This window comes from Methanosarcina hadiensis, from assembly GCF_046529725.1.
Lineage (GTDB): Archaea > Halobacteriota > Methanosarcinia > Methanosarcinales > Methanosarcinaceae > Methanosarcina > Methanosarcina hadiensis.
On the sequence record NZ_CP136241.1, the window covers coordinates 583,093 to 601,910 of the forward strand.

At 41.7% G+C, this 18,818-nt stretch carries 15 protein-coding genes; 12 read left to right on the forward strand and 3 right to left on the reverse strand.

Annotated features, from left to right (window positions below):
• The first annotated feature begins 24 nt into the window (after window positions 1–24).
• Window positions 25–3,327 carry a PAS domain S-box protein gene (locus RSJ42_RS02560; protein WP_410509164.1) on the forward strand — a complete coding sequence of 1,101 codons (3,303 nt, stop codon included), beginning with the start codon at window positions 25–27 and terminating at the stop codon, window positions 3,325–3,327.
• A 351-nt stretch (window positions 3,328–3,678) separates the two neighbouring features.
• Here RSJ42_RS02560 and RSJ42_RS02565 read toward each other — a convergent pair whose 3' ends face one another.
• From RSJ42_RS02565 to RSJ42_RS02575, 3 genes are read right to left on the reverse strand one after another with little or no spacing between them, the layout of a single operon-like run.
• The gene (locus RSJ42_RS02565) at window positions 3,679–4,461 is read right to left on the reverse strand and encodes a cytochrome B (RefSeq protein ID WP_410509165.1); all 783 of its coding nucleotides are present in this window, start codon (window positions 4,459–4,461) and stop codon (window positions 3,679–3,681) included.
• A gap of 34 nt (window positions 4,462–4,495) precedes the next feature.
• On the reverse strand, window positions 4,496–6,271 hold the full coding sequence (locus RSJ42_RS02570; RefSeq protein ID WP_410509166.1) for a nickel-dependent hydrogenase large subunit: 1,776 nt from the start codon (window positions 6,269–6,271) through the stop codon (window positions 4,496–4,498).
• A gap of 7 nt (window positions 6,272–6,278) precedes the next feature.
• The gene (locus RSJ42_RS02575; RefSeq protein ID WP_410509167.1) at window positions 6,279–7,454 is read right to left on the reverse strand and encodes a hydrogenase small subunit; all 1,176 of its coding nucleotides are present in this window, start codon (window positions 7,452–7,454) and stop codon (window positions 6,279–6,281) included.
• A 1,104-nt stretch (window positions 7,455–8,558) separates the two neighbouring features.
• Here RSJ42_RS02575 and RSJ42_RS02580 point away from each other — a divergent pair.
• From RSJ42_RS02580 to RSJ42_RS02630, 11 genes are all read left to right on the forward strand, one after another.
• Window positions 8,559–8,819 (forward strand): HypC/HybG/HupF family hydrogenase formation chaperone, encoded by a 261-nt coding sequence (locus tag RSJ42_RS02580; protein WP_410509168.1) that lies wholly within the window; start codon window positions 8,559–8,561, stop codon window positions 8,817–8,819.
• A gap of 12 nt (window positions 8,820–8,831) precedes the next feature.
• Window positions 8,832–9,956 (forward strand): hydrogenase formation protein HypD, encoded by a 1,125-nt coding sequence (gene hypD, locus RSJ42_RS02585; protein WP_410509169.1) that lies wholly within the window; start codon window positions 8,832–8,834, stop codon window positions 9,954–9,956.
• Window positions 9,949–10,353, forward strand: a complete 405-nt coding sequence (hypA, locus tag RSJ42_RS02590) for a hydrogenase maturation nickel metallochaperone HypA (RefSeq protein WP_410509170.1) — start codon at window positions 9,949–9,951, stop codon at window positions 10,351–10,353. The genes hypD and hypA overlap by 8 nt, the downstream gene beginning before the upstream one ends.
• A gap of 47 nt (window positions 10,354–10,400) precedes the next feature.
• The gene (hypB, locus tag RSJ42_RS02595) at window positions 10,401–11,060 is read left to right on the forward strand and encodes a hydrogenase nickel incorporation protein HypB (protein WP_410510293.1); all 660 of its coding nucleotides are present in this window, start codon (window positions 10,401–10,403) and stop codon (window positions 11,058–11,060) included.
• A 37-nt stretch (window positions 11,061–11,097) separates the two neighbouring features.
• Complete coding sequence (gene hypE / locus RSJ42_RS02600; protein WP_410509171.1) at window positions 11,098–12,144, forward strand: hydrogenase expression/formation protein HypE; 1,047 nt, start codon at window positions 11,098–11,100, stop codon at window positions 12,142–12,144.
• A 1,330-nt stretch (window positions 12,145–13,474) separates the two neighbouring features.
• Entirely contained in the window at window positions 13,475–15,388 is a 1,914-nt protein-coding gene (locus RSJ42_RS02605; protein ID WP_410509172.1) for an NADH-quinone oxidoreductase subunit L, read from the forward strand.
• Window positions 15,388–16,260: a respiratory chain complex I subunit 1 family protein gene (locus tag RSJ42_RS02610; protein WP_410509173.1), complete on the forward strand. Its 873-nt coding sequence runs from the start codon at window positions 15,388–15,390 to the stop codon at window positions 16,258–16,260. Before RSJ42_RS02605 ends, RSJ42_RS02610 begins: the two co-directional genes overlap by 1 nt.
• A gap of 13 nt (window positions 16,261–16,273) precedes the next feature.
• Window positions 16,274–16,744: an NADH-quinone oxidoreductase subunit B family protein gene (locus RSJ42_RS02615; protein ID WP_410509174.1), complete on the forward strand. Its 471-nt coding sequence runs from the start codon at window positions 16,274–16,276 to the stop codon at window positions 16,742–16,744.
• Window positions 16,737–17,087, forward strand: coding sequence for an NADH-quinone oxidoreductase subunit C (locus RSJ42_RS02620; protein WP_410509175.1), 351 nt, complete (start codon window positions 16,737–16,739; stop codon window positions 17,085–17,087). The genes RSJ42_RS02615 and RSJ42_RS02620 overlap by 8 nt, the downstream gene beginning before the upstream one ends.
• Before the next feature lie 22 nt (window positions 17,088–17,109).
• Window positions 17,110–18,186 (forward strand): nickel-dependent hydrogenase large subunit, encoded by a 1,077-nt coding sequence (locus RSJ42_RS02625; protein WP_410509176.1) that lies wholly within the window; start codon window positions 17,110–17,112, stop codon window positions 18,184–18,186.
• 17 nt (window positions 18,187–18,203) lie between these two features.
• A complete protein-coding gene (locus tag RSJ42_RS02630; RefSeq protein ID WP_410509177.1) occupies window positions 18,204–18,587 on the forward strand; it encodes a 4Fe-4S dicluster domain-containing protein in 384 nt (127 codons plus the stop codon).
• Window positions 18,588–18,818 lie beyond the last annotated feature (231 nt).

Sequence of the window (18,818 nt, forward strand, 5' to 3'; positions counted from 1 at the left end):
GAATCAGCCTGAGAAGGGGATGGGATGAGAGGACAAGTGAGGAAGTCTGGAATTGATATTATTGGAGACGTTTCATGGGGAACACACTTCTGTCAGTTTTACCAGACAAAAGAAGACCTGATGGATATTCTTATTCCTTATTTCAAAGCGGGGCTGGAAAGTAACGAGTTCTGCCTCTGGGTTATATCAGAGGCTCTGAGCATAGAAGAGGCAAAAGAAGCGTTGAAAAAGACTGTTCCCGATTTTGATGATTATGTAAAAAGAGGGCAAATCGAGATTATTCCCGATACATGCTATTATCTACAGGGAAGCGTTTTCGACCCGGATAAAACCCTGAAAATCGGAGCCGAAAAAATAAATCAGGCTCTGGCATGTGGATATGATGGCTTCAGGTCAAGTGGAGACATTTCCTGGCCGAGAAAAACAGATTGGAAGAGTTTTACCGACTATGAAGAAAAAATAGATCGCGGCACTGGTAACTGCAGGGCAATAATTCTGTGTACCTATCCTCTCGATAGATACAATGTAACAGAAATAATTGATGCTGTTACCAACCATCAATTTACTTTGATTAAAAGAGAAGGAAAATGGGAGCGGATAGAAAGCCCCAGACGTAAAATAGCAGAAGAAACAGCCATTCGGGCTGCAAAAAACTGGGAGTATACCTTTGATGCCGTGCCTGACCTTATAGCCATACTTGATGCCGAATACCGGATTGTCCGTGCAAATAAGGCAATGGCAGCAAGGCTAGGGATAACACCGGAAGAATGTGAAGGTTTAACCTGCTACCGTGTTATCCACGGGACAGATGAGCCGCCTTCTTTTTGCCCTTACAGTAAGCTGCTTAGGGATGGGCTTGAGCATACCGAAGAAGTACGTGAAGACTCACTTGGTGGCAATTTCATATTAAGCGTCTTGCCGCTGCATGATTCAAAAGGAAAAATTGTTGGGTGCACTCATTTTGCCCGTGACATCACAGAAAGAAAGAGATTGGAAGAGCAAACCCGCCAGCGAGCCGAAGAGATAGAAACAGTGATGGAAGTGGCACCTGTTGCCATATGGATAAGCCATGACCCGCAATGCCATAATATTACCGGCAACAGGATGGCAAATGAATTCTATGAGGCTCAATCAGGAGAGAATGTATCGGCGAGTGCCACACCTTTACGGCGTTTCTTCAAGAAGGGCCTTGAGTTAACCGCAGAAGAACTGCCAATGCAAAAAGCTGCCCTTAAAAATATTGCTGTGCGCAATGAAGAGATAGATGTATTGTTACGCAGTGGGGAATGGAGAGGATTACTGGGATCAGCAAGCCCTCTTCATGATGCTAAAGGCAATGTGCGTGGCAGTGTCGGCGCTTTTATTGATATTACTGAGCGCAAGAAAGTAGAAGAAGAGCTCCGCAGGAGCGAACAAAAGTACCGTAACCTTATAGAAACAGCAAATGAAGGAATATGGATGCTTGAATGGGAGCCTGATACCGGAGCCAGGACCACTTATGTTAATGAAAAGATGGCAGAAATGTTAGGATACAGCCGGGAAGAGATGATTGGCAAATCTGTAAGGGATTTTACGGATAAAGAGGGAAAAGCTGTTTTAGAAATGAATATGAAAAGAAGGCAGCAAGGAATTAATGAGAGTCATGAATTCAGGTTGCTGCATAAAGACGGCTTACCTTTATGGGCTCTTGTAAATTCTAAATCCCTTTTTAATGATAATGGCAAGTTTGCAGGTTCCATAAGTATGCTTACAGATATCACTGGCAGGAAAGAAGCAGAGAATAAACTTAAAGAAACACTTGATAACCTGGAAAGGCTGGTTGAAGAGCGTACGGTAGAGCTCGAAAAGGCTTACAATTCGTTAAAAGAAAGCGAAATAAGTCTTTCCGAAGCTCAAAGAATAGCCCATATAGGGAACTGGGACTGGAATCTTGTAACCGGTGAGATGTACTGGTCTGATGAGCTTTACCGTATTTTTGGACGCGATCCCCAGGAGTCAGGTGCAACTTATAATGAATTCTTGAGCTATGCACATCCGGATGACCAGAACTATGTAGAAAATGCCGTAAAAAATGGAATGACAGGGGAGCCTCTTGCAATTGATTACAGGATTGTCCTGGCTAATGGGGAAGAACTCACGGTTCATTTGCAGCCGGAAATTATTTTTGATGATAGAAATAATCCGGTTAGAGTTAAAGGAACAGTTCAGGACATTACTGGACGCAAAAAAGCTGAAAAAGCCCTTGAGTTAAGCGAAGAGAGGTACCGCATTATAACCGAACAGACAGGGCAGCTTGTATATGATTATGATATCGAGAAAGATATTGCTGATCTGGCTGGCAATATTGAAGAGCTTACAGGATTCACTCACAATGAACTGGGAAGTGTTAACTTAAGCCTCTGGACTTCCCGTATCCATCCTGAAGATCTGAACAGGTTCATGGAAAATCACAAGAGATACTTGGTACCTGATAGAGGCGCTCACAGGACAGAGTATCGTTTTAGAAAGAAGAATGGAGAATATATCTTTCTTGAGGAGAACTGGGTATGTCCGAGAGATGGGAAAGAAAACCCAAATAGAATTCTTGGGGTAATAAAGAATATTACGGAAATAAAACGGGCAGAGAATACTCTTGCAAATGTCGAAATTGCCCGTAAAAAAGAGATTCACCATCGGATAAAGAATAATTTGCAGGTAATCTCTTCCCTTCTTGACCTCCAGGCTGAAAAGTTCAAAGTAAGAGAACATATAAAGGATTCTGAAGTCCTTACCGCTTTTCGGGAAAGTCAGGATAGAGTAATATCTATTGCCCTGATCCATGAGGAGCTTCATGAAGGCAGGGGAAAAGATACATTGAATTTTTCAATATATCTTCACAGGCTTGTCAAAAATCTTTTCCAGACTTACAGCCTTGGAGATGCGAATATCAGTTTAAGTATGGACCTGCAAGAGAACATCTTTTTTGATATGGATACTGCAGTGCCGCTCGGATTAATTGTGAACGAACTTGTTTCAAATTCCCTCAAGTATGCATTCCGGGGCAGAGATGGAGGAGTTATCAGGATCAGGCTGAGCAGGGAAGAAAATAAAGCATATACAGGCAGCAGGGCTGAAAACAGGAAAGAAGGATATGGAAATACAGGTTTTGTCTTAACGATATCGGATAACGGAATAGGTATATCTGAAGACTTCATTGTGGAAGACTCTGATACTCTTGGCATACAGCTGGTAACTACCCTTGTAGACCAGCTGGATGGTGAACTTGAAATAAACAGAAGTTATGGGACGGAATTTAAAATAAGTTTCTCGGTATCAGAGAAAGAATAAGAAGCCTCAAAAGTTTCAGAGCGAGAAACATTTCCTTAAAAAACGAAATCTAAAAGAAGAAATCTAAACGAAGAAATCTAAACGAAGAAATCTAAACGAAGAAATCTAAAAAAGGAATAAATAGATCGTTTCAGGCAAATCAAAATTTTAATGTTATAAAAACGAGATAAGCAGTAGTTTTCCATTTCTGAAATCTCTTTGAATTTACTCTTCGTTGAATTTACTCTTAATATTAACTGATACAGCAGAAAAAGACAGGAAAAACAATTTAATAAAAACGATCAGAGATCAATTGATTAATAAAAAAGATTAAGGTAGGGAAGAAACCTCTCCCCCTGTATTTAAAGTTTTTCAGTGTTTGTTCTTATGTTCCTTTTTCGCATCAAACCTTGAATATTTCTCTACATACTCTGAATAGTGAGTATCTGAGAGGTCTTCTTTACCTGACCAGAATATTGCTTTGTAATATTTCCAGACATGGGGGTCAAACTCGAGGATTCCTACATGGACCACCAGTTCAAAGATAAACCAGTAAGTCATTAGCAGGTGAAGAATCCTGTAGAACTGGATCGCAGTCAGATCGAATAACGGTGCAATCAAGCCTCCGACCGAAAGAATCCACGACCCTATTGGCAGGCCGAATACTGTCCAGTCAAGCTTGTAGAGTACAATGCCTGAAACCGCAATAAGGAAGAGTGCTGTGCCTTCAAGCACAATCAAAACCTTCATTACGGGGTGAAGCTTGGTCTCGTAGTGGCCTTTTTCCTCATCATAAATTGAAAATGCAGGGTACCTGCCTTTCCTGAAGAAGTTTTTAATAATACCTCCCAGGCGAGTTGCATCTTTAGGACCGAAAATATAATGGTCCTTAAAGTGCGAGATCTTTCCCAGTGCCCCATGGCCTTCTGAGAAGATATTGTACGGGATAAGTATCCAGTTTACTGCAAGCAGGAATGGTACTGCGATCATGTGCAGGGCACGGGCTGTATGGAAACTCATAAAGTCCCATCCAGTATAGATCTTTAACCCGGTAATGATGAGCACTATCATTGCAACGGCATGGACGGTATGAGCTATCCTGTCAGTTATCGTATAGCGCTCAACAACCATTGACCGGTTGTTATTTGATTTCATTTTGGGTCATCTCCTATACTATTCTAGAGTATTCTCACAGTATTCTCAGAGTATTTGGAGTGTTTTTCCCGGTCAGGTCAATGGTATGTACTGCGCATGAAATGCATGGGTCGTATGATCTTCCCATATGGAATATTCCAATGGGGTTGGTATAATCTACATCTCCGACAGGGTTTATTTTTGAACCAATAAGAGACTGTTCGAGCGGCCCTGGAATTCCATTGCTGTCTCTTGGGGACATCAGCCAGGTGCCAGGAACTATGCACTGATAGTTGGTAACCTTCCCATCGCTTCCGGCAGATATCCAGTGACCAAGAGCTCCACGGGGTGCTTCCCACAGGCCCATACCCTGACCATTTTTAGCTTTATTGAAGTCAAGAGGCACGGAGATCTTTCCTCCCGGCTCATAATCAACAGTTACCCAGTTGAGAAGTTCATATGCCAGAATTGCAGTTTCCTGCATACGAGCCAGCATCCTTGTGTAAACGTTAGCTGCAGAGTAGCCTTTCTCAGCCAGGGCCAGAGCCAGACCTGTTACGAGCGGCTCTTTTATGTTCAGCATGCGTGCAAGAGGTCCGACTTCGCCCGGTATTCCGTCGTATCTCGGAGCCTTGTCCCAGCTGTACTGGCTGTCAGAACCGCCTGTGAAAGCGATTTTCTTAGGATCTGTAAACGGAACTGTTTCACCTTTTACTGGTGCAAGGTCGTTGTTACTGTTGCTGTAGAACGAGTGAGCAGTGCTCTCGGTAATCTTGTCAGGATCAAATTTCAGGTATTCGAGGTTTCCTGACACAACACCTGATGTGAAGATGCGGTCTCCTGCCGGGCTCCTCGGGTCATACCCGTCTTTTGGCTTGTAATATCCGCCGTATGAAACGAAGCAGATCTTTGATGGATCCTTGTATCCGCCGATAGTATCGTGTCTGAGGCTTGCCGGAAGGCCAAGAATTTCTTCTCCTACAAGTTTGGAACCGAAAGCTGCATAGAATTCAACATCTCCCCAGCCTGCTTCTTTAGAAAAGTCGTTGGAAGCCACGGATTTGTCAACAAGTCCCTGTAAGTGTTCAGCGACAAAGCTTACTGCTTTCTGCGGAGAGCTTGCTTTATATGTATTTTCGATCCAGGTGTTGAAATCGACTTTCAGAGTGTGGCTTGACACGAAGTCCATAACCTGTAAATAGTAAGAGGAAAGTTTGACAATATCTGCAGCAGTTGCTGGATAAGTATATCCACCCGGGTAAAGGGAAGAAGGACCTGGCATTCTTCCTGCAATAAGTGCAATAGCTTCCTGAAGGCGTTTCTTTTCAGGAATTGCTGCCATATATGAGCTTCCGGCAGGTACGGCTGCGCCATCCATCTTGTAACTGATAGGAGCAAACCTGCCTACCATCTCTTTCCAGACCGCGTTTCCTGTGTCTCCGAGTGGTGTGAGGACATCTCTATATGCCGGGTTTGCAAGGTCAGGGCCAAAGAGGACATATATATGGGTTGCATGGCTTGCAACCATGTTCAGGCCCTGGAAGATATTCCTCATTACAAGGGCGTCTTTTGGAACTGATTCAGCCACGCCGTAAAGCTCATCAAGCGCATTTGTTGCTGTCAATCCATGAGCAAGAGGGCATACTCCACAAATTCTCTGTGTAAGAAAAGCTGCATCTCTTGGGTCCTGTTTCTGCAGGATGCGCTCAAAACCCCTGAATATAAGGGAAGATGACTGGGCATCGGTAATAAGGCCGTTCGCATCTACTTCAGTGGATATGCGCTGGTGGCCTTCAATTCTGGTTAAGGGGTCAACTGTAACGTTTACCATTTTTCACTCACTCTCCTTTTCCCATTCTCCTAACAGCATGCACACCTGCAGCAACTGCAGCGGCACCAACTGCAACTTTAGCTATGGTATCGATGTTTGCTCCGGCAATTCCTATATCTTCACGTTCAACATAAAGAGGTCTTGAAGAGTCTGGCCATCCCGGATCTACACAGTTAATGCATGGCCCTCCTGCCTGGGTACACATGCTAACTGAGCCGTTCCATCTTCTAATTCCACAGTCTGCATGCGCATACGGGGCTTTGCATCCTAATTTCCAGAGGCATTTTTCTCCGCCAACTTCAGTATCAAATTCTCCACGGTCATAGTATCCGCGGCGAGGGCAGTTTTCGTGAACTGTGTGGTCAGGAGGATAGAAAACCTTTGGTCTCCCGTATTCATCCAGAGCTGCTGGAAGATCTTCAAGTTTAAGCTTCCCAAGGATTACGGCTCCTAAGGTAAGAAGTACCCAGTCAGGATGAGCTGGGCAACCAGGAATATTGACTACGGGTTTCTCTATGCCAAGTTCCTGAAGCATGCCTTTTGTTTTGTCATTCTTTGCGAAAGCAACTCCTCTGTAATCTGTATCCTTGGCAACATCACTATTTGCAGAGGTAATTCCTCCGTATGCTGCACAGGTTCCGACTGCGATAACAGCTGTGGCGTTCTTCGCGGCTTCCCCAAGAGTATCCTTAAATGTCTTGTTTCCGATAACCAGGTAGCGTCCTGAACCATCCGGACCGTTCGGGATTGAGCCTTCAACGACAAGGAAATAATTTCCTTCTTTGTAAAGCTCTTCGAGGAGTATTTCGGAGTTAAGTTCGGCAGTGTTTACAAGCTTGCCATCATTCCAGATTCCCTGCTGCATACAGACCGTCTCATGGAAAGCAAGGTTAACATTGAGCTTGGTAAGAGCCTGTACAATGTCAGGATTGCCTCCGTTTAAAAGAGACTCAGAACAGCCAGTGCATTCGGAACCATGGAGCCAGATAAGTTTTGTCTCTGCAAGTTCGAGCGCATCTACAATCTCAGTTTTGTAGGTGGCTAAGAACGCAGAAGCTCCAATCGTACCTACTACCTTCATGAAGGTGCGGCGATCCATTTTTAAGAAGTCCACACTATCCAGTGTACGGACAAGATTTGTCGTTCCAGTACTCATCTCTACCACATCTTGATTTTTACCCAAATTTATCACTAAAGAATATGTTAGTTAAAAACTCTCCAGAATTATATAAATACAACTATAAATTCCTCACTAATGTTTTCAATGAGGGAATAGTATTTAAGGATTTTTACTTTGATCGATAAATATATTAGTCGGGAAAGGGAGTCCTTTTTATATTAAAATGAATATAATTATAATTAAGATAATAATAGTGTTCACCAAATAGTGATATCATGTTTTGCTACTGATATCGAGATATTCAGAAGGTTTTTAAAATACAAAATAATTCGAAAATCGGGCTGATTTTGAAGGTCGATACTATAATAAAGTGCGAATATATCTTCAAAAACTCATTCTTATTATGAAATAATGCATAAAAAAGGTAAAATACAGAAAATCTTTCGAGATATACATGAAATAATTCGAGGGCATAAACCGGGTTTTAGATTATCTCTGAGCTTTATTTTAAAAATAAGGATAAGTTAATGAATTCACGTTCTGCCATTCTCATTATATGATGATTGCGGAAAAATGTTTTAAGATAAGGCTTTATAGAAAAAAAGAAATATAAAAAGAGTTTATTTTTTGCGCAAATAGACTAAGGCAACGTTTATGTATTACTTATTAATACCTTCGATATTTATTGTGTGTTTAAAAATCGAACGAAGAGATTCCTGAGTATATTTCTAAGTTAATACTGACAAATATACTGACAAATCGTAAACGCATGAAAGACATCTTCAAATTATATATATGAAATGAAAAAACAAAAAAGTTATAAAATAGAACCATAGAATTGCGAAAAAGCAATTTTGCTGCGGGTTTATTTTAAAAATTTAAAACCCAGTTTTGTTCATAATTATCTATTATATACCTGGGCTTTTTCCTTGGTGGCAGCCGGGGAAGAGAGCAGTATTATAAAGAAATAGTGTAGAAGGGGATTGGGATCAGAACCTTTTCCTGTATAATAGTTATATGGGAATCGGAGGTTTTTTGCTGGGATTTTATCAAACATTTCTTAATTTCTGGATCAAAACATCTCCTTTAAAATAACTCTAACGCAAAACTAATCTTATACTATTAATCCTTAAATGACCAGAATTTGAAAGAAAACGGAGAGGTAATATGTGTATAGCAATTCCTGGAAAAATGACAGCTATTGTGGATGAAAACACAGCAACTATTGACATGGGCGGTATTTGCAGGGACGTAAATATGGCCCTAATGGGAGGAGCACAGGAATCCATGATCGGAAAGCATTTCCTTGTCCATGTGGGATATGCGATATCCGAGATTTCGGAAGAGGAAAGCGAAGAAACAATGCGCCTTCTGAAAATAATGGCAGGTCTTGATGATATAAATTCGTTTGAAGACGAATCTCACTGAAAGAGGACGCTGATGAAAATGGAAAACGGAAAATCTCTTCCGAAACCAGCAGTTTCGGAAATCGAAAAAAAGCTCCTTGAAAGAATCAGGGAATCAGAGGGGCCACTTCGCATAATGCATGTGTGTGGAACACACGAAAGAACTATAGCAAAATACGGGCTCAGAAGTGTGCTTCCCGAAAATATAGAAGTAATAAGCGGGCCTGGCTGCCCCGTCTGCGTCACTCCTGAAGAAGATGTGAATATCGCAATTGCCCTCGCAAAGAGCGGAGCAACTATAGTTACTTTCGGGGATATGATGAGAGTCCCCGGTTCCGCAGAAAGCCTGCTGGACGCAAAGTCTGAAGGAGCAGATGTGAAGATGGTGTACAGCATAGACGATGCGATCACCCTTGCTGAAAAGAAGCCGGAGCTTGAAGTGGTTTTTTTCGGGATAGGTTTTGAAACCACAGTCCCTGCAAATGCAGCTGCTCTCTTAAGAGATACCCCCGAAAACTTCAGCATTCTTACCTCCCAGAAACAAACCCCTCCTGCAATCAATCTCCTTGCCAGTGATACAAACGTTGACGCTTTTATAGCACCAGGGCATGTAGCGACCATTATAGGGACAAAGCCTTTTGAACCTCTCGCTGAAAAGGGTTTTCCTGTTGTAGTGAGCGGATTTGAAGCGGCTGATATTCTCCTTGGAATAAGCCTTTTACAGATGCAGGTAGAGAAAGGAATCTCAAGAGTGGATAACGGTTATCCCAGAGTTGTAAAACCCGAAGGAAACACAATAGCTCTGAAAATGATGAATGAAGTATTCGAAACTGCAGACTCTGAGTGGAGAGGTATCGGAAACATAAAAGATTCAGGGCTAGTGCTCAGGAAAGAGTTTGAAGAAAAAGATGCAGCAAGGAAATACGAAGACTTCTATGCCTCTGCTCTTGAGGAAGTACGAAAAAGAGCCGAAGGGAAAGACAAAAAGCGCTGCATCTGTGCAGCTATCCTAACAGGGAAAGCAAAGCCCCCAAAATGCCCTAATTTTGGAAAAGAATGCACTCCAAAGAGTCCTGCGGGTCCGTGTATGGTCAGTCAGGAAGGTATGTGTTACAACTGGTTCAAATACTCCCGCGAAGGAGGCGGCAAAATTGCATGAGCTCTCCATTGCCTGTGAAATCTTTGAGCAGGTAAAATCGACTGCTGAAACTCACAGAGCTACAGAAATCAAACATGTAACTCTTCAGATGGGAAGATTCTCTCATACAAACCCCGAACAATTAAGTTTCTGTTTTAAGGTTCTTGCAGAAGGAAGCATTGCTGAAAATGCAGAGCTTATCGTAGAAATGATACCACTTTCTATTGAATGTGAGTGCGGCTACGAAGGAACCGTGGACGAAAAACAGATACAGGAAGACAGCGGGCTCCAGAGTGAACTCCTTGCTTATATGGCTGCTATATTTGAATGCCCTGTTTGTGGAAAACAGGCACATATTACAGGTGGTAGAGAACTGATTATCAAAAGTATAGAGATCGAAACCGAGAATGAAAATTAAACCCTAAACAGTAAGAAAACAGGAATACCCCAGTGATTTGTATGTTAATGCATGTTATCCATATGGGACACGATGTGTACAGGGCAAACGATAAAATTGCCGAAAAAAACAGGAAGGCTCTTGACAAACGGAGAGTCTTCTCAGTAAATGTTATGGGAGCCATAGGTTCAGGAAAGACAACCCTGATAGAAGAGGCAATCAAACACCTCAAGGATAAATACAGGATAGCAGTGATCGCGGGAGATGTTGTCGCTGAGATGGATGCTTCCCGATTCAAAAAGCTCGAAGTGCCTACGATACCTGTTAATACGGGAAAAGAATGTCATCTGGATGCAAAACTGGTAGAAAAAGCACTGGGTGAAATAGACCTGGATAACACCGACCTCCTTATCATTGAAAATGTGGGAAATCTTATCTGCCCTGTGGATTTCAAGCTTGGGGAACACTTAAGAGTGGTTGTGGTCAGCGTCACAGAAGGAGACGATATTATCCTCAAGCACCCTATGATATTCAAGACTGCAGAACTCGCAATAATAAACAAGGTTGATATCGCAGATGCGGTTGATGTTGATGCCGAGAAAATGAAAAACGATATTCTTTCCTTGAATCCTGATGTGCCGGTTATCCTTACTTCAAAGCACGACTGGGAAAGTCTGGAAACCTGGATTGGCTTCATCGAGCTTGGACTTAAAAAAGGCACAGAATAAATCTATTAAAGTCTCATGCAGATAAAAGGAGCTTTAAATGAAATCCAACACAATTTCTCTTGAACACGGTGCCGGCGGAGAGGTAATGCAGGCGCTTATAGGAGATATTATCCTCAAAAACTTCAGAAATAAAAGTGCAGGCTCGATAGGACTTGACAGCCTCGATGACGGGTCCACTGTCAGGCTCGAGAATTTTAACTCCTCTTCCGAACTCGTGCTTACAACGGACAGCCACGTAATAACCCCTGCTTTCTTCCCGAATACGAATATAGGGAGGCTTGCAGTTTCAGGCACAATCAACGACCTTACGGTCATGGGAGCAAAGCCTCTAGCCCTTACCTGTGCAGTCGTAATCCCCGAAGGTTTTTCGCTACAGGAGTTTGAAGAGATAATCAAAACAATGGATCAAACGGCTGCAGAGGCTGGCGTACCTATAATTACAGGCGATACCAAAACCGTGGAAAAGACTGCCCTTGACTCAATTATTCTTAACACAGCAGGTCTCGGCATAACGGACAGTCCAGTAAGAGATTCAGGCCTGAAACCGGGAGACAGAATCCTTGTTACAGGAACTATCGGTGACCATGGCATTTCCCTTATGGCTCACAGGGAGGGTTTTGACTTCGATACCGACCTGGTCTCTGACTCCGCTCCATTATGGAAGCTCATTGAGCCGGTACTCAGGCTCCGTACACCGGAAGGAGAGCCTGTTATAACTGCTATGAAAGATCCTACCCGCGGGGGGCTTGCAAACGCTCTCAATGAAATGGCAGCAAAATCCGGAACTGGAATTCTTATTGAAGAAGACCTGATACCTTTTAAGCCTGCAGTCAATGCCGCCTGCGAGATGCTGGGACTTGACCCTCTTGAGGTTGCAAATGAAGGGAAAGCGGTTATTGGAGTTAAAGCCGGCTTTGAAAAAGAGGTGCTCTCAATCCTCAGGCAGCATCCTTATGGCAAAGATGCAGCTTTTATCGGGGAAGCCAGCGAAGATAATAAAGGAGAGGTAATCCTTAGAAACCGTTTCGGCGGAATGCGTTATGTGGACGTGCCTGCCGGAGACCCGATTCCGAGGGTATGCTGAATATTCCTTTTTTCCCGGGTCCGTTTTTCCGGAATGTGGCTCGGGTCCTCAAAACCATAGATTTTTCTTTTATTCGGCCTTAAGCAAAAACTCTGTTTTTCGACTTATTACTCTAATTATTTACTCTAACGCGCTGGATCGTTTAATAATGTCTTTTTTCCGGTTTGAAGCTTTCAAATATACACTCAACATCTTTCCTTTACGCGCCGCCGTCATGCTTTTATTTAATTACAGTATGCCTCTTTAAAGTAAATCAAATAAATATGATCATAAAGTGTTTAAACGTGGTCATAAAGGGTTCAATTATAATTACAGAATGGTCAATTAAATCACAGGGCTTTCAATCAAAATTTTGTAAAGCCTTATACATGGTAAACTTCCATTCCTTTATACTCTGAAAAACCCCATGGTACTGGTCACTCTTCTTCCTGTTAATACCTGGAAATAACAGGAACATATGTCTCATACTTCCTGTTAATACCTGGAAATAACAGGAACATATGTCTCATAAATCGTATAGGGAGATTAACATTTTTGATCCTTATTCAGTTTCATTGAATGAATAACAGCACAACTTATCAACTTCTCATTATTATATTTTACAAATCCAGCATACTTCAAATCGTTTTCTTTATATTTCACTATATAACTGAATATATTTTTATCTTTTCAACGTTATGAAAAACTTAAAGACTCTTCCCAGGGATAATATAGACATCTCTCAAAATAAATTTACAAACATTTCCATTCTGCCCTTTATGGACCGGATATTTAACGAAACTAAAAAAACGATCTATTTAATCTTCTATAACGAAAACAATTTTTATCCTAATTAAATTTTCTTCAATATATTTAAATGTAATTAAAAAATCATGCTGAATACGCCTCTTAACCCACAGGTTTTTTGGCATATTTTCTCCGATGACACCTGAGATTGTTTTTTTTTGACGATTTAGCCTATTATTCATATGAGTAATATAAAAGTGGGAAAAAAATCATCATGTTTAAATATGGCTTAGATAGATAACAGTTGGAAGCGTAGATATTATATATCTCTACGTTGTTTGGGCATTATTATTTTGTTATAATTTTAATTTAAGGGCTTATAATTATTCTGGACAATTTTGTCCAGAATAATTTATATGTTCTTACATGTTCCGGAAACTACTCGGTTGGATTGAGAAATCAATATCGTAAGCCTTGAACTGTTAAAAACGTACACTCCTAACAAAGCTTATTGAGTTTGATTTTATTCTTCAAGTGTGTAAGTCCCAAAATTGCAAGGTTAAAGGTAAACAGATAGGAGGAAATAGGTCGGAGGATACGTTGTATGATGGAAACAACAATAATGCTATTAATCGCAGTACCCCTACTTTTTTCGTTTTTATTCCTTGGTCTTGGCAAAAGTATGTACAAAGTACTCGCCTGGGCTTTCTTTATATTTGGGGTAATTTTTTCAGTTCAGTTAGTTCGGGACGGTGTTGGAGTCTTCGAAATAACTGGATCAGATTTTGCAATGTTAGAAAATATTGTCCTTGTACTCGAAGTACTGGTGATACTATTTATTCTTGCTGTGTCGGCAAAATATAAAAACTGGCCTACACTTGCACTGGGAATAATTGCAGCAGCTGCATTTGCCTACACTTTTGCCAATACTCCGCATGTTGAAAGTGCTTCTTTTAATATTGATCAGTTTTCTCAGGTCATGATATTAATTGTTAATATAGTCGGTACTGCAATCATATTATTTGCAACCGGTTATATGGATGAATATGAAGAGCACAGGCATCTAAACAGACAGAGGACATTTTACTTTACAATGAGTTTCTTCATAGCAGCCATGAATGGTCTTGTCATGGTTGACACGCTGGGATGGCTGTTTCTTTTCTGGGAACTGACAACTCTTTGTTCATTCGTTTTGATCTCATACAACATGGATCAGGAAGGAATAAACAACGGTTTCAGAGCCCTGGCTTTAAACCTGGTTGGTGGAATTGCTTTATCCGTAGGCATAATTCTTCTCGCTGCCAGGGATATAAGTACCCTTTCCGGAGTTGGCATTTACGCTGGAACTGATGCAGCAGCAGCGGCCGCTTTAGCCCTTCCTGTTGCCCTGCTCTGTCTCGGAGGCTTTGCGAAATCCGCTCAGATGCCTTTCCAGAGCTGGCTTCTTGGTGCAATGGTAGCTCCAACCCCGGTTTCTGCCTTACTGCACTCAAGCACAATGGTAAATGCAGGTGTGTTTTTAGTTGTTAAACTTGTACCAGCTTTTGCGGGCACAAGCCTCGGAACAGCTATTGCAGTTTATGGTAGCTTTACCTTTGTCATGTGCTCAGCTTTAGCCTTATCTCAAAGAAATGCTAAGAGAGTACTTGCTTACTCCACAATTGCAAACCTGGGATTAATTATCGCAAGCGCCGGAATTGGTACACCTCTTGCCGTAGCTGCTGCGATTATGCTTATCCTGTTCCACGCAATATCCAAAGCTCTTCTCTTCCTGTGTACCGGAGAAATCGAGCATACCATAGGAAGCAGAGATATCGAGGATATGGCAGGCTTAATAAAGAAGGCTCCTCTTCTCACCAGTCTTGCAGCCCTGGGAATGGTATCAATGCTTTTGCCTCCCTTTGGCGTACTGCTGACAAAGTGGGTATCAATGGAAGCCGCTTCAAACAACCCTATAGTGATAGTCTTCCTCATACTTGGAAGTGCACTCACCACAGTATATTATGCTAAATGGCTTGGAACGATCATGTCCTCAAGTATGGACAAAAATGCAGTCCACCACAAAAAACCGGAAACATATTTCCCACTGACGTTCCTTGGGTTGGCCATTGTAGCCGTAAGCATTCTTGTATTCCAGGTATATGACTACTTCATTAGACCTCAGGTCGAAATTTTGCTCTCAACTGCTCCTTCTATCTCAGGACAGGCTGGGCAATTTACTTCTGAAATAGGGGCATTTGCTTACGCAGCAATATTCGCAGTTCTTGCTCTGGCTATCATACTCTATCTAGCTACCAAAAACATGTTCACTCCCCGCATGGCTGGATATTACATGTGCGGAGAAAACAACCTGGAAAGGGACAAATTGATGTTCAGAAACGGACTTTGCGCCTACGAGAAAAGTAGTGTCGCTAACGTATATCTTCAAAACACCTTTGGAGAAAGTAAACTTACAACGCTCGGATATGCAATTTCCATAATTCTTATAGTAATTGCATTAGCAGGAGGGGTGCTATAATGGTGGCTATGACCGATGTTTTAATAGCTGTCCTTGTTCTAATCGGTGCTCCTATCATTGGCTGTATAGCTGCAGGAATTGACAGGAAAATTACTGCAAGGCTGCAGGGTAGGGTCGGTCCACCCCTTATGCAGCCATACTATGATGTCAGGAAGCTCCTGAGCAAAGACAATATGATCGTAAACGGCTCTCAGAACTTTTACGTAATCGTATACCTGGTCTTCATTGTCTTGAGCCTGTTGATGTTAGTGTTCAGGGCAGACATGCTGATGATAATATTCGTCTATACGGTAGCTTCAGTGGCTCTCATAGTAGGAGGTATGAGCACAGGTTCTCCATACGCCAGAGCAGGAAGTTCAAGGGAAATAATGGCTATACTGTCTTATGAGCCGGTCTTGATCTTATACGCTCTTGCAATATACCTGCTAACGGGAACTTTCAGGTTATCCGCAGTGGTAGAAGCATCGTCCCCAATCCTGATATATACCCCTCTTATATTCTTAGCAATGATAGTTGTTCTGAATATAAAATTGAAAAAATCACCCTTTGATTATTCAACCTCTCACCATGCTCACCAGGAGCTGGTTAAAGGTATGCTTACCGAATATTCAGGACCAGGGCTGGCAGCTATTGAGGTTGCACACTTCTATGAATACGTGTTCTTAACCGGGCTCATATTCTTGTTCTGGGCATCAACCCCAATAATAGGCTTGCTTCTAGGTATCATTGCCTTCCTGCTGGTAATTGTTATAGACAATATTACTGCAAGAGTTTACTGGCAATGGATGCTCAAATTAAGCTGGACATTCCTGCTATTCATTTCCCTTGTGAATGTAATATTCCTGTACGTAAGCGGAGTAAAAGTAGTGTGAAAGAGGGCTATTTATGAGTTTAGCAAAATCACCATGGATCATACATGTGAACTGTAACAGCTGCAATGGCTGTGACATTGAGGTAGTAGCCTGTCTTACTCCTTTATATGACGCTGAAAGATTTGGCGTCTTAAATATCGGTACTCCCAAGCAAGCTGATATAATGGTAGTTACAGGCTCGGTAAACTACAAGAATGTCAATGTGCTCAAAAATATTTACAACCAGATCCCGGATCCAAAAGTCGTTTTAGCTGTAGGTGCCTGTGCATCTACAGGGGGGATATTCCATAACTGCTATAACGTGATAGGCGGAGCGGATCAGGTAATACCCGTAGATGCATATGTTCCCGGGTGCTGCCCTAGGCCTGAAGCCATACTTGATGGCGTAGTAGCAGCACTTTCGATACTCGAAAACAAGAAGAAAGGGAACATCAAAGGAAAAGAAGTACCATTGAAAGGAAAAGAGGTGCCATCAAATGCTTGATAACGTGATAGATGCGGTAGAAATAAAAAGCAGTGGAGAACTGCTAAAAACTGTTGAGGGTTTAAAAAATGATGGCTATCGAAATGCTACTATGATATGCCTGAAAAACAACGATGGTCATGATTTGATATATATCTTTGACAAGGATAACAAATTGAAAAATCTAAGGTACCATGTGAAGCCAGGTGAAAACCCCAAGAGCATATCAGGCATTTATCTCACTGCACTTTTGATAGAGAACGAGTACCAGGATCTCTTCGGATTGACTTTCGATGGCTTAGCAATAGACTACAAAGGCCACCTTTACTTAACGCCAAATAGTCCTAAAGCCCCCTTGGCTTAAAGCAATTTGAGAGGAGAATCACATGACAACCGTAATACCTTTTGGTCCTCAGCACCCAGTTTTACCCGAGCCAGTATCATTAAAACTCGAACTGGACAATGATGTTGTTGTTGGAGCACTTCCTTCACTGGGCTACGTGCACAGAGGGCTTGAAAAATTCATAGATACAAAGGACTACGCTCAAACAACGTATATCTGCGAAAGAATCTGCGGAATATGCAGTGCCCTTCATGGTATAACTTATACAATGGCAGTCGAAAAACTATTCGATGTCGAAATCCCTGAAAGGGCGCAGTACATAAGAGTGATAATCGGTGAACTCAATAGAGTTCACAGTCACCTTCTCTGGCTTGGTCTTTTCGCCGATGGTTTTGGATTTGAAAGCCTTTTCTATGAGTGCTGGAAGTACAGAGAGCCAGTACTGGATGTACTGGAGAAAATCTGTGGAAACAGGGTCATACATTCAATATCCAAAGTCGGAGGAGTCACCAAAGATCTGAGCAAAGAACAAATCGATATGATTCTGAAAATGCTCGATGCGGTGGAACCTCAGGTTAAAGACCTTGAGAAAGTGTTCGTAAACAATTACACAGTTAAGAAAAGAACTGTCGGACTAGCCACAATGTCAAAACAGCTTGCATATGAGGCTGGAACTGCTGGTCCCACACTCAGAGGAAGCGGAAACGCTGTTGACGTAAGAGACTCCGCAGATTGGGACATATATAAGGATCTAGGCTTCAAGCCAGCCGTTGAGAAAGATGGAGATTGTTACGCAAGGACTTTAGTAAGAGTTCAGGAATTATACGACTCTATTAAGATAATAAGGAATGCTATCTCCAAGCTGCCGAATGGTGATATTACAACACCCGTAAAGGGCTTCCCAACCGGTGAAGCGATTATGAGAACAGAGCAGCCCAGAGGCGAAGTTGTATATTATGTTAAAGGCAATGGTACCAAAAACCTCGAAAGGCTTAAAGTAAGGACACCTACCTTTGCAAACATACCTTCGTTACTGCTGACACTACCGGGAGTAAAGCTCGCTGATGTACCTATAGTTGTACTCACTATAGACCCATGCATTAGCTGCACTGAAAGATAAAAAGAAGGGTGATAATAATGGGCATGTTAAACCTTGTAATAACAAATATTTCTCGTAAACCTGCTACCAGACTCTACCCCTTCGAGATAAGGGCACCTTTTAATGAGTTTAAAGGAAGGATTGTTTTTGATCCTCAAAACTGTATTCTCTGCGGGATATGTCAAAAGAAGTGTCCCCCGGATGCGATTACAGTTACCAAAGCCGACAAAGTGTGGGAAATTAACTTATTTAGATGCATTATGTGCACAGAATGTGTCGCTGGCTGCCCAAAAGACTGTCTATCAATATCTAATGAAAGGGTAAAAACCGGTGCTAAAGAAACTGTTAAAGTAGTGGTTCCGATAGTAGACAAGCCAAAAGCAGATAAAGCAGCATCTTCGAAAGCAGCAGCTTCGAAATAAGAATTTCAATTTTAATTTTTCTTTTTTTCTATCTGGACTCTACCTGTTATTTTTTAAGCTTGTTTAAGAGATCTTTGATGGATTCCCTTAAAAGCAAACCAGATAGAGAAAAAGAGAAACTTCCTGTTTTTTACATTAATTCTCCGACATATCCTTTCTTCTGTTTCTATTTTATTTCGTTCATCTATTTTTTTCAAATTTCTTTGTGCTCATATTTCTTTCTCCTTTTTC

Coding starts and splice junctions, on each gene's coding strand:
- RSJ42_RS02560 (WP_410509164.1), top strand. CDS start 25: ATGAGAGGACAAGTGAGGAAGTCTGGAATTGATATTATTGGAGACGTT.
- RSJ42_RS02565 (WP_410509165.1), bottom strand. CDS start 4,461: ATGAAATCAAATAACAACCGGTCAATGGTTGTTGAGCGCTATACGATA.
- RSJ42_RS02570 (WP_410509166.1), bottom strand. CDS start 6,271: ATGGTAAACGTTACAGTTGACCCCTTAACCAGAATTGAAGGCCACCAG.
- RSJ42_RS02580 (WP_410509168.1), top strand. CDS start 8,559: ATGTGTATAGCAATTCCTGGAAAAATGACAGCTATTGTGGATGAAAAC.
- hypD (WP_410509169.1), top strand. CDS start 8,832: ATGAAAATGGAAAACGGAAAATCTCTTCCGAAACCAGCAGTTTCGGAA.
- hypB (WP_410510293.1), top strand. CDS start 10,401: ATGCATGTTATCCATATGGGACACGATGTGTACAGGGCAAACGATAAA.
- hypE (WP_410509171.1), top strand. CDS start 11,098: ATGAAATCCAACACAATTTCTCTTGAACACGGTGCCGGCGGAGAGGTA.
- RSJ42_RS02605 (WP_410509172.1), top strand. CDS start 13,475: ATGATGGAAACAACAATAATGCTATTAATCGCAGTACCCCTACTTTTT.
- RSJ42_RS02610 (WP_410509173.1), top strand. CDS start 15,388: ATGGTGGCTATGACCGATGTTTTAATAGCTGTCCTTGTTCTAATCGGT.
- RSJ42_RS02615 (WP_410509174.1), top strand. CDS start 16,274: ATGAGTTTAGCAAAATCACCATGGATCATACATGTGAACTGTAACAGC.
- RSJ42_RS02620 (WP_410509175.1), top strand. CDS start 16,737: ATGCTTGATAACGTGATAGATGCGGTAGAAATAAAAAGCAGTGGAGAA.
- RSJ42_RS02625 (WP_410509176.1), top strand. CDS start 17,110: ATGACAACCGTAATACCTTTTGGTCCTCAGCACCCAGTTTTACCCGAG.
- RSJ42_RS02630 (WP_410509177.1), top strand. CDS start 18,204: ATGGGCATGTTAAACCTTGTAATAACAAATATTTCTCGTAAACCTGCT.